Genomic DNA, 14,198 nt, shown 5'->3' with positions numbered 1-14,198 from the left:
ATAATGTCTTTTGATTGACGTCAAGAGAAAATAAAAACTTTATAAAACAGCACTTTATGATTGAGGTATTATAATACCTTATTAAAATAATTTTATGGATAATTTAAATTTAAAATGAATGTTGCAAAAGGCTATTTTATCTTTAACGCATGATTGTATTTTATTAATCGCCATTATAAAATAAGCGGCAATGCAGCTGTCTCGTTATTTTCTCAATGTTGAATCTTCTGCTTGTGGTCAAGCTTGGTTAGATGCTCTTGATGTTCAAGGGATAAATAATGCGCGTGCTATTTCTCAAAAGTTTGGTTTTCCAGATCAGTTAGCGCGAGTCCTTTCAGCAAGAGATGTGGATGAAACTGAAGCTGTTGCTTTTATTAATCCAACATTGCGAACGCTTATGCCGGATCCAGAAAGTTTTAAAGATATGCAATGTGCAGCAGAGCGTATTGTTAAGGCTCTTCTCAATCAAGAACAGGTTGCTGTTTTTGGTGATTATGATGTTGACGGTGCTTGTGCATCAGCACTTATAGCGCGTTTTTTTCGCTATTTGGGGATTGAAGTCAAAATTTATATTCCCGATCGTATTGTTGAAGGCTATGGGCCGAATGAACAAGCAATGAGAATGCTCGTGCAAGAAGGTGCCCGTTTAATTATCACGGTTGATTGTGGCGCAAATAGTCCAGATGCTGTAAAAGCGGCGAGGCTTGCGGGGGCTGATGTTGTGATTTTAGATCATCATCAAATGTCAGAGGTTCATCAAGAAGCTGTTGCTCTTGTCAATCCTAATCGCCCTGATGATTTTTCTAAACAAGGCCATTTATGTGCAGCAGGTGTTGTCTTTATTACATTAGCTTGGGTTCATCATTTGCTGCGGAAAAAGCAATTTGAAAGGAAGCTGCCTGATCTTCTTAGTATGCTTGATCTTGTTGCATTGGCAACCATATGTGATGTTGTTCCATTACAGGGTGTTAACCGTGCTTTTGTGGCAAAAGGGCTTCAAGTTGCTCGTTCTATGCATAATCCAGGGATAGCAGCTTTAACAAAGGTTGCACGGATAGGGGAGCCACTTAATAGTTTTCATTTAGGTTTTTTATTAGGTCCTAGAATTAATGCAGGAGGGCGCATTGGCGACCAAGCTTTGGGAGCGCGTTTGCTTAGTTGTGAGAATAAAGATGAAGCGGACAGAATAGCAGAACAATTAGATCAGCTTAATCAAGAACGCCAAGAAATGGAGAACATTCAATTAGCACAGGCGGAATCTTATATTGCTTCTCTTTATCAAGATCAAGAAACACCATTGTCACTTGTCATTTCTCATCAAGAATGGCATCCGGGAATTATTGGTATTCTTGCTTCCCGCCTTAAAGAGCGTTTTTTTTGTCCTGTTTTTGCTATCGCTTTGAAAGAAGATGGAAATGGCGTAGGGTCAGGACGCTCAATTCATGGCATAGATTTAGGAGCACTCGTTCGTGAAGCTGTTACCCTCAATTTATTAGAAAAAGGAGGGGGGCATAGTATGGCAGCAGGAATTACAATTCAATCGACAAAAATTGAAACTTTTCGAAAATGGCTAGAAGAAAAAGTTTCTGTCATGGTTTCACAATTACATGCAAAAAAATCTCTTCGTATAGATGGTTCTCTTTCTGCTTCTGGTGTCAATCAAGCACTCTTTGAGTTGCTTGAAAAGGCGGGGCCTTTTGGGACAGGGAATGCGACACCTGTTTTTGTTCTTCCCTCTCATCGATTGGTGAACCTATCTGAAGTTGGAAAAGGACATCTTCGTCTCATTGTATCTAATGGGGAAGGCAAAAAACTGCAAGGAATAGCTTTTCGTGCTGTAGGGACAGCGCTTGGTGATTTTCTGTCGAGAAATATTGGTGAAATGATTCATTTAGCGGGTCATCTTAGTTTGAATTATTGGAATGGAACGATCAATCCGCAACTGCGCGTGATTGACGCTGCTGCAGTGATTTAAAAGAGATATTTTTTACATTAGATGTCTAAATTAGAAGCAAAAGTAGAGTTTTCTTGTATAAAACGAAATCGTGCTTCTGGTTTTGTTCCCATGAGACTTTCTACAGTCTTTTTCGTTTCTTGAATTTCCACGGCATCAATAGAAACACGAAGCAATGTACGTTTTTGAGGATGCATCGTTGTTTCTTTAAGTTGTTCCGCGCGCATCTCACCCAGCCCTTTAAAACGCCCGATTTCAATTTTAGCTTTTCCCGTAAATTCAGTTTTGAGCAATTCATCCTTATGGATGTCATCGCGTGCATAAGCAACTTTTCCTCCTTGCGATATTCTATAAAGGGGAGGGACGGCGAGATATAAATGTCCTTGATGAATAAGGTCAGGCATTTCTTGAAAAAAGAAGGTAATGAGCAGTGAGGCAATATGAGCACCATCAACATCTGCATCTGTCATGATGATAATCCGTTCATATCTGAGATCTTTTTCACGATATTTAGAGCGTGTTCCACATCCAAGAGCAAGGATAAGATCGCTAATTGTTTGGCTTGAGTTCATTTTTTCATGTGCAGCACTGGCGACATTGAGGATTTTGCCACGAAGAGGTAAAATTGCTTGGTTTGCTCTATTTCTCGCTTGTTTGGCTGATCCTCCTGCGGAATCCCCTTCAACAATGAATAATTCAGCACCCGCAGCATGGTTTTGGCTACAATCTGCAAGTTTACCGGGCAGACGTAATTTACGGACAGCAGTTTTTCGACTTATTTCTCTATCTTGGCGTCGTTTAACACGTTCTTCAGCACGTTCAATAACCCAATCGAGAAGTTTTGTTGCTTCTTGAGGGGAGTTTGCCAACCAATGATCAAAAGGATCGCGGATTGCACTCTCAACAATACGCTGTGCTTCAATGGTTGCTAATCGATCTTTTGTTTGTCCAACAAATTCAGGGTTGCTGATAAAGACAGAAAGTATTGCGGCTGTTGAAATCATAATATCATCAGATGTAATGATTGCTGCGCGCTTGTTGCCTATTAACTCAGCGTAGGATTTCAATCCACGTAAAAGAGCTTGACGTAATCCTATTTCGTGTGTTCCACCTTCTCCTGTAGGAATAGTATTACAGTAAGATTGCACACAAGAATCACCACCATGCCAAGCGATGGCCCATTCAACACAGCCATGACCATTATTTTGTTGTGTTTTACCAGAAAAAATTTCTGACGTTACGCGATATTCATCTTTTAGTGACGCAAGTAAATAGTCTTTAAGCCCATTGGGAAAATGAAAAACAGCTTTTTCAGGAATATTTTTAACGCCTTCAAGTATGACGGGATCACAAGTCCAGCGAATTTTTACGCCGCCAAAAAGATAGGCTTTTGAGCACGCCATTTTATAGATTTTTTCTGGATCAAAAGCTGCTTTTTCACCAAAAATTTCATGATCAGGATGAAAACGAACGCGCGTACCACGGCGATTATAAACATCCCCCAAATCTTCCAATTCAGATTGAGGAATACCGCGTGAGAAACGTTGGCGGTAAAGTTTTCGTTCTCGTGCAACTTCAACTTCCATATCATCAGAAAGAGCATTGACGACAGAAATTCCTACCCCATGAAGTCCGCCCGCAGTTTGATAAGCTTTTCCATCAAATTTTCCTCCTGAGTGAAGTTGTGTCATAATAACTTCAAGGGTAGATTTGTCAGGCATTTGAGGATGATTTTCGACAGGAATACCGCGTCCATTATCTGTAACGGTTATATAACCGTTCCTATCTAATGACACTTCAATGGAGTCTGCATAACCAGCAACAGCTTCATCCATCGCATTATCAATAATTTCGGCAAATAAATGATGAAGTGCTTTACTGTCTGTTCCACCAATATACATTCCAGGGCGTAAACGTACAGGCTCTAAACCCTCAAGCACTCGAATAGAGAGGGCATTATAGTCGTCTTCTTGCGTATTTTTTGCACTTTTTTTTGAAATCATCCCTTTTGATTTCGTTGGAGATTGCAGAGTGCTTTCTTTTGTATTTACCCGAGATTGGGCTTTATTTAAAACACTAAAAAGATCCTTGTTGTTATCGCTCATAGCGTTTAACTATATACCTCATAAAATAAAATATTCATTAAAATAAATTTTATGCCTGTTTTTTATTTAAAAATCAATGCACTTAGGAAACATCAATTGTTGGACCAAAAATTTGTTCAAAAGCGTGTTTGAGTGCAATATCAATATCATGCATTGTTACAGGGCACCCTAGATCAAGAAAGCTTGTGACACCGTGGTTTGTAATTCCACAAGGCACAATTCCTGAATAATGAGATAAATTAGGATTAACATTGATAGAAACGCCATGAAAACTTATCCATTTGCGCACTCGAATGCCAATCGCCGCAATTTTATCTTCGGAAGAAAGATCATGTTGTTTTGATGGGCAATGAGACTGTTTAACCCAGACACCAACGCGATCTTCTCTACGTTCGCCTTTAATATTAAAGCTTGCAAGCATCTGTATGATCCATTCTTCTAATGCACTAATGAAAGCACGAATGTCTTGTTTTCGACGTTTAAGATCAAGCATAATATAAGCAATACGCTGTCCTGGACCGTGATATGTAAACTCGCCCCCACGTCCTGCTTCATAAACAGGGAATAAATGAGGAGCTAAAAGATCTTTTTTATCTGCACTTGTACCTGCTGTATAAAGGGAAGGGTGTTCAAGAAGCCAAACTTGTTCATGGGCAGTTTTTGCAAGAATTTTTTCCACACGCTCTTGCATATAACGCAGCGCTTCAGGATACTCAACCAAATGATCACTTATTTTCCATTCAACGGGTGGATTTCCTAGAATAGCATTAAAATGATGTGATAAGTGACTACGATCCCTATGTTTTAATTCAAATGTCATTGGCAATATTTATCTTAATGTTTGAGTTTGTATTGTAATCAGAAAAATAACAAAAGCATAAGATTAAGAGATACTTTATGAGAATTGCAATGAATTTTATTTAAAAAACGCGTTATGCTCGTTTTACCATCTTCCTGTTGCACCACCACCACCTGATGATCCACCACCACCTCTAAATCCTCCTCCTCCTGAATGTCCACCAAAGATTCCACCAGAGGCTCTACCGCTCGTATTTAAGTTTAAAAACCAAGGTGTGAAAATAATACCCATCCAAAGATACTTTCGTGGACCTACTTTCTGACCAAAAATCACAGCCAAAATGGGCAAACCAACTGCTATAAAGAGAATGAAAAACAGGATTGTATTTATAATCATTTCTTCTTTTGCAGCTTGTTTACGTTGTTCTTCAACAGCTTTAGCCTTTTGATTGATTCGAAAAGAAAAATCAGCATCGCTTTGTGTGATCACTTTGATAATTGCATGAACCGATTCGACAATTCCTTTTTGATAATTTCCTTCACGAAAATTAGGAATCATGAAGCTATTCATGATGACAGAGGAAATGGCATCTGTTAGTTCTCCCTCCAGACCGTAACCTACTTCAATACGTGCTTCACGTTCATTGGGTGCAATGACGATTAATACGCCGTTATTGATCTGTTTTTGACCTAACTTCCATGTGCGAAAAAGAGAATTGCTGTATGTCTCTATATCATTGCCCGAAAGAGTAGGGAGTGTTATAAGAACAATTTGATCTCCCGTTTTCTCTTCGAGTGTAGCGAGCTTTTCCGTTAAATTTCTCTTTGTTGCAAGATCAAGTAAATGAGCCATATCATTGATATAGCCGGTTAAGGGAGGAAATTTAGTGTGTGCGTAAGTGACATTCCCCAATGCAATGATCAAGCATAGAATGCTCAAAGGAACCCATAAACGTAGAAAAAAACGACGTTGTATAGCGTGTTGAAATGATTTCATTAATTAAAATTAACCTTTGGTGTTTGTTGGCTATCCGTATCAATGGTAAAAGTTGGCATAGGTTTAGCATCACGAAACCATAATTTTGCCCAAATCATTGTCGGCATTGTTTTGAGCGCAGTATTGTAGGCACGGACTGTTTCGATATAATCGCGGCGCGCAACGGAGATACGGTTTTCAGTTCCTTCTAGTTGTGATTGAAGGGCAAGAAAGTTCTGGTTTGCTTTAAGATCCGGATAGTTTTCGACAACTGCCATAAGCCGCGAAAGTGCACTTGATAAATTTGCTTGATTTTTGAGATATTGCTGCATAACTTCCGGATTATTCAACATATCTGCATTAATGTTGACTTGTGTTGCTTTGGCACGTGCTTCAATGACATTTGTGAAAACGTTTTGTTCATGGGCTGCGTAAGCTTTAACTGTTTCTACAAGATTGGGGATGAGATCTGTACGGCGTTGATATTGATTGAGCACTTCACTCCATGCTGCGTGTGCTTTTTCTTCAGTTGTTGGTATGGTATTAAATCCGCAGCCACTTAAAAGTGGAATTAATCCTGCCAAAAAAATAATGATTGAAAATTGTTTTAATATTTTAAACATTGAAGAAGTTTGTACATTTAACATAAAGATGTCTCCACAGATATTTTATATATTATATAGGGTTTATCTTCTTGGTGGAAAGTATTTCGAATTTTATAAACAGATACCCTTATCAATAAATTGATATCTCTCTGCACTTTTAGCACGCTTAAGTGATGTGTTGATATAAAAATATAGATGTCATCTTGTGAAAGATCAATAATATTCATATCAATTATTTTTACAGAAGATTATATTATTTTCGTAGTATTTTTTTGTTTTAGAATGTAGCAGATAACAATTGAGGAAGAGAAGAATATAGGCATCAAGCTTATAGAAAGGAGAGGAAGTTTTCCTTTTTCCTCCTTTAGAAGTTATGCTTAACCTATTGAATAAAAAGGCTTTTAAATTATGGATATCAACAATTGTGAAGAAAGGGGAAAATCCTATGTTGCAAAACGTTCAACCGCAAAGTGAAAAGTTTGACGGATTAGCGGGTGATTATGATCGTTCTTGCTACCCTCTCGCCTTATTGAAGACCATGTTTCTTCCTTTTAAGAACAAAAAACATTTGTCGATCGTGGATGTAGGTGCTGGGACCAGGCATTACATGAGAGGGGATTGTTAAACTTTTAGGGAATGAGCACCAATCTCATGCTATCAATATATCGGTAGATATGATTAAGAAGGGGTGAAGAAAATTTTCTACGGTACAGTGGTATCAAAGTCAAGCTGAAGACTTATTGCTTCAAATTGGCGAGGTCTATCTTGTTGCTGTGGCACAGGCGTTTTAGCGGATGGATCCGCCCTAAGTTGCTTTGGCGTTGCTTCAGATCAATTTCGAGCCAATGGTGTTATGGCGGTTGTTCAAAATAATCGTGATTTCAAGCATAGCGAATTTCTAGACGTTTATGAGGCATTGTTAGAGAAGATCCGTTCGAACTATTTCCGTTATTATCGTAATTTTGATTTTTTACAGGAAATGAGTGATGGTTTTGGAAAAAAACAGAAAATATTTCTTTTCATACACATAACTGAATAATGACAATCCCGTCTGAATCTTTTATTGGAATGAGCTGCTCTTTAACGCAAGCTCAACGCGCTATTGTGCGCTGTAGGGAAGAATATTTGCCGAAATTGGTTGCATTGGTAAAAAATATGAAGAGCAAGGAAGTTTGGAGCTTTATATGTATACAAATAATCTGATATCGATGATGCTTTTTTACCGTTTAGCGCATCAGAGTAGGCTTTGTTCAGGAAATTCGCGCATTATTAAGGCTCATTTTGAGGGGAAAAACAGTTTTTTTGCACTTAACGGCTGCCTCAGTACATCTGATCTTTACTGTCTACTTCACATGTGAGAGTTCTCAACAGAAAACTTATGAACTGCATTATGGCATTTAAGGAAAAGTATCTTTACTATAATTTGGCAGTAGGTTTTACACTAAGTAGGAAGAGGGGGATTTTTTGTTTTTATAATTATTTTTTACTATTAAAGTTTTGTTAAAATAGATTTTGACAGGAAAAAGTATAAAAATTATCATAATCAGAATTTTCTCGTCTATATTGATGTTTTGAATAAGTTTTTTTAATTTTCAAGTTTCGTTGAAAATACTGCTCTATCTTCAAGAGAAGGTTTAATTTTTGCAATCATGATAGATTGTGACAGCTATCTATCTAAGTTTTCATAAGTTTAGTAGGAATAATTTTGCGATAAATTCATGAAGTCCCCTCATCTTTACGTTTAATAAAAAAAGCTAGCCTGCATCATCACACACTTTGCCATCTCCCAATGTCGCGACAGCCCTTGATACGGTTCATAAGAGGCATTTTTAGTCTTTTCTTGTACAGTTTCACTCCCCACGCCAATCTCGCTTGTGTTCTGCAAGAAACATGATTTTGATTGATTTAACATAAATAGATTTGGAATGAGAGAATCTTAAGACATTCGCTCTCTCATTCAATATGCGTAACGCTAGATTGTCATTATATATTGATTTACTATCTATTATTTAAAATTCACAGCCTTTGTTGTGTTTGTCAATATCTCATTTTCATTTGTCGTTAACCATTCTATTTTTTGGCAATACCTTTATTCTAAGGAATGGCTTTTAAAAAAGCATTTTCGTTTAAAGAGTAATTATATCTTTTTTGTTTTATAGAAGGATCAATAATGCTAAGAATTACTCTTTAATTAAAAAAGAAAGAAAATTATGACGATTATACTAAAACCGGGTAAGGTAACACTTAGCGAACTTGAAGCTATTTATTTTAATGGTGAAATCAGTAAGCTTCATCATGACACGCATTTAGCTATCGAGAAAGGAGCGCAGCGCATTGCTGAAATTGTTGCTGGAAGTGAGCCTGTGTACGGTATTAATACTGGTTTTGGGAAGTTGGCTTCCATTAGAATTGATGCGGACAAAGTCACTATTTTACAGAGAAATCTTATTTTGTCCCATTGTTGTGGGGTAGGAGATCCTCTCGCTGAAAATATTGTGCGTTTGATGATGAGCTTAAAGCTTATCTCTTTAGGAAGAGGGGCGTCTGGGGTTCGTTTAGAGTTGGTAAATTTGCTGGAAAATATGCTTGAAAAGGGTGTTATTCCTGTCATCCCAGAAAAAGGATCTGTTGGCGCTTCAGGTGATCTTGCTCCACTTGCTCATATGGCGGCTGTTATGATGGGAGAAGGAGAAGCGTTTTTTCAAAATATTCGTATGAGTGGAGCACTTGCTTTAGAGAAAGCAGGGTTATCCCCTATTATTTTAGAAGCAAAGGAAGGTCTAGCCCTTATTAATGGGACTCAAACATCAACAGCACTTGCACTTGCCGGACTTTTTCGAGCTTATCGGGCATTGTGTGGTGGATTGTTGGCTGGGGCTTTAACGACAGATGCTACCATGGGATCAACGGCGCCATTTCATCCTGATATCCATATTTTGCGAGGCCATTATGGGCAGATTGCCGTATCGAAAACATTAGAAAAGCTTGTAGAGGATTCAGAAATTCGTGCCGCACATTTACGGGGTGATGAGCGTGTTCAAGATCCTTATTGTATACGTTGCCAGCCACAGGTTATGGGGGCATGTTTTGATATTTTGCTAGCAGCAGCAAAAACACTGGTTATTGAAGCAAATGCTGTTACAGATAATCCGTTGATTTTAAGGAATGGTGAAGTTGTATCAGGTGGGAATTTTCATGCTGAGCCTGTCGCGTTTGCTGCTGATCAGATTGCTCTTGCTTTGTGTGAAATAGGATCTATTTCTCAACGGCGTATTGCCCTTATGGTTGATCCAGCAGTTTCTTATGGTCTTCCAGCTTTTTTAGCGCACAATGCAGGTCTTAATTCAGGTTTTATGATCGCTGAAGTAACAGCAGCAGCTTTAATGTCTGAAAATAAGCAAATGGCTCATCCTGCTTCCGTTGATTCAACACCAACTTCAGCTAATCAAGAAGATCATGTTTCAATGGCTTGCCATGGTGCTCGTCGGTTATTGGTAATGAGCGAAAACCTTTTTACACTTATTGGCATTGAAACGCTTATTGCAGCACAAGGAATTGAATATCGTGCACCTTTAAAAACAAGTACTCTTTTGCGATCTGTTATGGAACGTTTACGCAAAAATATTGCTTCTCTTAAGGAAGATCGCTATCTGGCTCCAGATCTTCATCAAGTCCATATACTTGTACGTGAAGGGCACTTATTATCTGTTTTACCAGAAATAGTTTTTCCTTCATTAAGTTTTCAATAATATTGGTTTTAAGGCCAATGCTGAAGGGCAGATATGAAATTTTAAAACTTCCTTCATATAAAAATATAGAAGATCGATACTATATTTAAATTATTTAATAAATTATGTATTTATTTACTGTATATATCTATTGTTTTTAGTCAAATAGATATTTTATAGTGCTCTAAATTTATCATCATAATTTTATAGAAACTATAAAATTGAAGAACCCATACTTTCTGATTTCTATCAGAATTTTTAATATAAGTTAAATAATATCCGCATTATATATTGTGATATTATATTTTTATAAGTACAAATTATATTATAGGAATTGTTTTAAGTAAAATAAAAACTTTACTATATATTCTTCTTATTTGTTAATACTTTATGAGTTTTATAGTTCATTTTTGGTATTTTAAATAAAAAAGGAGAAAGAAATGTTTAAAAGTGCTAGATTATGCGTTTTAATGACAGTTCTTTTTTGTTTTTTGCAAATATTTGAGGTTCATGCAAATTTTAGGAGAGATAGTTTTCCAGAGGAAATTTTCATTGTGATAGTGTCTCAAGAGAAAGAGCCTCTTGTTTTGGCGAAAAACAAAGGTTTTATTGCTATCTCAGGACAAACTCCCAGAGGCAAGGAGAATGCTATCATCGGACCAACAGTCAAAGATGCTATTTTTACCCTATATTTTTTTTTCATTGGAAAGCTTGTAGTTAGAGCAGTTGAAGTCCTTAAAAGATGGGCTGTAGATACACTTTCTCATACTTTTGAAAACTGGCGAGATTCGTATTATCACTGATTGAGCTACTCAATTGGCGTTAAAAGTTTGTTTTATAGACCCAAAGAGAGTTTGTTTAAAGTAACAAAAAAATTAATTGTACGCATCGTTAATGCGCCTGTTATGAATTTTTAGGCTTTTATTTCGGTGCACTGAAATAGAAGCCTTAAGTGTTCATACTACATTAAGGCTAATTTTCTCTGTAAAAAACTAGAGAATACGAAATGAATTAAATGACAATTATAAAAAAATTCATTATCACTTTATTTAAATAAAATAATACGAAATTGCAGGCTATAAAAGCTGAATAATTCGCAATAAAAGTATTTTTTCATTGTTTAGAGCAAAGTGTTGGACTGGCTGGTCTTCGATGTTTTTTGAAATATATTTGTGAAAAAAAACATGAGGCTTTATTTATCATAAAGCTGTTATCGTGGTGTGGATTTTGTCAGCATTTCAATAAAGAAGGAAAGAAATGGCAATAAATGAACTGAAACGAGGGATGAGTAAGCGCCAAGTTATTTTTTTAGCTCTTGGCTCTGCTATTGGAACAGGTCTTTTTTATGGGTCTGCACAGGCAATTAAGCTTGCGGGTCCTAGTGTTTTAATTGCCTATTGTATTGCTGGTTTAGCTATTTTTATGGTTATGCGGGCTTTAGGAGAAATGATACTGCATAATCCATTGCCTGGTTCTTTTGCGCGTTATGCGGCAAATTACATATCGCCATTAGCAGGTTTTTTAACGGGTTGGACATATGTATTTGAGATGATTCTTGTTGGTTTGGCTGATATTACAGCTTTTGCGACTTATATGGGGTTTTGGTATCCTGATGTTGCTCCTTGGGTATGGGCACTGAGTATTACATTAATCATCACAGGTATTAATTTAGCTGCTGTAGAAGTCTATGGTGAACTAGAGTTTTGGCTGTCTTCTATTAAAGTTATCGCGATCATTGCGATGATTATTTTAGGAGTAGCAATTATTTTTTTGGGGTGGGGTGAAGGTGCAGATTCTTCCACTGTTACTGTTCATAATTTATGGAAGAATGGTGGTATTTTTCCCAATGGCTGGTTTGGTTTTTTAGCTTGCTTTAGTGTTGTTGTTTTTGCTTTTGGTGGCATAGAAATCATTGGCATGGCAGTCATGGAAGTTCAAAACCCTCATCAAACGATTTCAAAGGCAATTAATTCTACTCCAGTTCGTATTTTGCTTTTTTATGTCATGACGTTAGCTATTTTAATGTCTCTTTATCCTTGGAATGAGATTGGTCTTATGGATAGTCCTTTTGTATCCATTTTTGAAAATCTTGGGATTTCATATGCAGCAAATATTTTAAATATTGTTGTTGTTACAGCGGCTATTTCGGCAATGAATAGTGGAATGTATGGTGCTTGTCGTATGATCCATGGTTTATCACAGGAAGGTTATGCTTTGAAAAAGTTTCAATATTTATCAAAAAACGGTATACCAGTTTTTGTTATTTTGATGATCTTCGCTATTTTTCTCCTTGGTGCTGTCCTTAATTATTTTTATCATGAAAAACTTTTTTTTCTTATTGCAGCAATGGCAACATTTGCGACGGTTTTTGTTTGGATGATGATTCTACTTTCGCAAATTTTTATGCGAATTAAGATGCCTAAAGAAGCACAGAATAGTTTAAACTTTCCTATTCCTTTTTGGCCGATAGGGTCAATTTTTTCTATTTTATTTATGTTTTTTATTTTTATTCTCTTATGGCTCTTCGATGAGACACGACCAGTTTTAATTGTCGGTATTAGTTGGATTGCTTGGCTTGTTATTTGTTTCTATGTCCTTAAACTTTATAATTTTAAGCAAAAGAAACTGCAGTAAATAAAGATTCAACTAAAAAGAAATAGCTGTTGTTTTCAGAAGAACGGGTATTTGATCATGATCCTCTAAAGATTGGAATAATTTAGATTGAAAACAATCTATTCGTTATCATTTTGTTTTGGAGTTTTTTGTGAGCCATTGCTTATGATAACGCCCCAATCATATAAATATCAGATATTTTTTGATGGTGAGCTGTGCCATTAATAGCCATGCCATCAATATAAGTATCTCCTGTTAAAATGCCTGACAGTACGAACATATTTTACTAGATAGTATAGAGAAATATTTTTTCTAAATTTATTAATGAAGTTATGTTTCACAAGAAAAGTTATTTTGAGAATTATCTTTATTGTTTGATTTAGTTTTTTTCATCGATACTCAACTGAGCCAATAATTTATTTTATAAGTTTTTTTAAAATTGAGTTTTTAAATTTTATTATTTAAGGAATCGCTGATCTTTTAGAAGCGAAGGTGAAATTCTTTATGCAGTTTCTTGTAAAGAAGAGCTAGAGGCTTTTGCGTCTTTTAAAAGGATATTGCAGTTATTATGGGCGAAAGAGAAGGATTTTTTTATTATCATTTTTTCAAAGAGAATTGGCGCTGCTAGAAAATAGCAGATAACAGAAGCATTGGGGGATTGTATTATTGTGTTTGCAAAAGCTTTAATAAAGAAACAGTAAGGTATCACGATAAAATCTCATAGAAAAGTCAATCTAAGAAAACGATGAGCGTGTGAACATTTTTTCACGATCCTGTTATTGCTACCAAAAGAGTAGGGAGCAGGCTTACTTTTTATAAGGTTATATTTCATTGACTGTTTTTCGCGGATTTTTGTTACAATGTTAATAATATTGATACAGGGCTAATTTTTATCACAAGTGGAAGAGGACCAAATGCGTTTTTGCAACTGTATTTAGGTACAAAATTATGTAATATTACCAGGTGTACAAGAACACTACGACTAGCAAGAGCAATCCTCAAAAAGTGGCTTTTTGCATGAAAAATCTTCCGATACATCTGAATCCCATACAACAACGGTTTCCTCTATCCTTGGGGCGACGAGCAACATTATTACGCAATCAGACAAAGAGACCACAATCACGGCTTCTCATATGATTGCCAATGAAGATATCAATGTGGCAGGACAAAGCGTGACGATTGATGGCATGACAGATCACCATGAGAGCCATTCAGAAACCCATGAAACAGGTTTTGGTGTGGGATCAGGCAAGGGTTTTGTTTCGATATTTGGGAGTGAGGGAAAGGTGCAAAATGAAGAAAGTTTTGAACATCAAGGCTCTTCGCTCAATGGTAAAAATATTACCATCACCGCCAAAAAAGAAGATGTGAACGTGGTAGGTTCTGACTTTACCGCAGAGGAAAATATTAATGTTTCGG

General features: G+C 36.5%; 8 protein-coding genes and 2 pseudogenes. 6 read left to right on the top strand and 4 right to left on the bottom strand.

Features of this window, described 5'->3' with window-relative positions; all coding sequences use genetic code 11:
- The first annotated feature begins 190 nt into the window (after positions 1–190).
- Complete coding sequence (gene recJ / locus PVV57_RS06610; RefSeq protein ID WP_273717707.1) at positions 191–1,975, top strand: single-stranded-DNA-specific exonuclease RecJ; 1,785 nt, start codon at positions 191–193, stop codon at positions 1,973–1,975.
- Positions 1,976–1,992: 17 nt separating this feature from the next.
- On the opposite strand, the gene parE is transcribed toward recJ, so the two are convergent.
- From parE to PVV57_RS06590, 4 genes are all read right to left on the bottom strand, one after another.
- Positions 1,993–4,059: a DNA topoisomerase IV subunit B gene (gene parE, locus PVV57_RS06605; protein ID WP_273717706.1), complete on the bottom strand. Its 2,067-nt coding sequence runs from the start codon at positions 4,057–4,059 to the stop codon at positions 1,993–1,995.
- Between the two features lie 82 nt (positions 4,060–4,141).
- Entirely contained in the window at positions 4,142–4,879 is a 738-nt protein-coding gene (lipB, locus tag PVV57_RS06600) for a lipoyl(octanoyl) transferase LipB (RefSeq protein ID WP_273717705.1), read from the bottom strand.
- 123 nt (positions 4,880–5,002) lie between these two features.
- Positions 5,003–5,854 carry a YgcG family protein gene (locus PVV57_RS06595; RefSeq protein ID WP_273717704.1) on the bottom strand — a complete coding sequence of 284 codons (852 nt, stop codon included), beginning with the start codon at positions 5,852–5,854 and terminating at the stop codon, positions 5,003–5,005.
- Positions 5,854–6,480: a LemA family protein gene (locus PVV57_RS06590; RefSeq protein WP_273783704.1), complete on the bottom strand. Its 627-nt coding sequence runs from the start codon at positions 6,478–6,480 to the stop codon at positions 5,854–5,856. Before PVV57_RS06590 ends, PVV57_RS06595 begins: the two co-directional genes overlap by 1 nt.
- Before the next feature lie 403 nt (positions 6,481–6,883).
- Between PVV57_RS06590 and PVV57_RS10530 the strand changes: the two are divergent.
- From PVV57_RS10530 to PVV57_RS06565, 5 genes and pseudogenes are all read left to right on the top strand, one after another.
- Positions 6,884–7,628: pseudogene (locus PVV57_RS10530) on the top strand (class I SAM-dependent methyltransferase); the annotation flags it as partial.
- Positions 7,629–8,648: 1,020 nt separating this feature from the next.
- Positions 8,649–10,187: a histidine ammonia-lyase gene (gene hutH / locus PVV57_RS06580; protein ID WP_273783702.1), complete on the top strand. Its 1,539-nt coding sequence runs from the start codon at positions 8,649–8,651 to the stop codon at positions 10,185–10,187.
- 419 nt (positions 10,188–10,606) lie between these two features.
- The gene (locus PVV57_RS06575) at positions 10,607–10,969 is read left to right on the top strand and encodes a hypothetical protein (RefSeq protein ID WP_273717700.1); all 363 of its coding nucleotides are present in this window, start codon (positions 10,607–10,609) and stop codon (positions 10,967–10,969) included.
- Positions 10,970–11,423: 454 nt separating this feature from the next.
- Entirely contained in the window at positions 11,424–12,800 is a 1,377-nt protein-coding gene (locus tag PVV57_RS06570; RefSeq protein ID WP_273717699.1) for an amino acid permease, read from the top strand.
- Between the two features lie 941 nt (positions 12,801–13,741).
- Positions 13,742–14,198: pseudogene (locus PVV57_RS06565) on the top strand (hemagglutinin repeat-containing protein); the annotation flags it as partial.

Origin of the sequence: Bartonella sp. AU15XJBT, from assembly GCF_028618615.1 — a bacterium.
GTDB lineage: Bacteria > Pseudomonadota > Alphaproteobacteria > Rhizobiales > Rhizobiaceae > Bartonella.
This window is presented reverse-complemented; position numbering and strand designations above follow the sequence as displayed.

Coding starts and splice junctions, on each gene's coding strand:
- parE (WP_273717706.1), bottom strand. CDS start 4,059: ATGAGCGATAACAACAAGGATCTTTTTAGTGTTTTAAATAAAGCCCAA.
- PVV57_RS06590 (WP_273783704.1), bottom strand. CDS start 6,480: ATGTTAAATGTACAAACTTCTTCAATGTTTAAAATATTAAAACAATTT.
- PVV57_RS06575 (WP_273717700.1), top strand. CDS start 10,607: ATGTTTAAAAGTGCTAGATTATGCGTTTTAATGACAGTTCTTTTTTGT.
- PVV57_RS06595 (WP_273717704.1), bottom strand. CDS start 5,854: ATGAAATCATTTCAACACGCTATACAACGTCGTTTTTTTCTACGTTTA.
- lipB (WP_273717705.1), bottom strand. CDS start 4,879: ATGACATTTGAATTAAAACATAGGGATCGTAGTCACTTATCACATCAT.
- hutH (WP_273783702.1), top strand. CDS start 8,649: ATGACGATTATACTAAAACCGGGTAAGGTAACACTTAGCGAACTTGAA.
- PVV57_RS06570 (WP_273717699.1), top strand. CDS start 11,424: ATGGCAATAAATGAACTGAAACGAGGGATGAGTAAGCGCCAAGTTATT.
- recJ (WP_273717707.1), top strand. CDS start 191: ATGCAGCTGTCTCGTTATTTTCTCAATGTTGAATCTTCTGCTTGTGGT.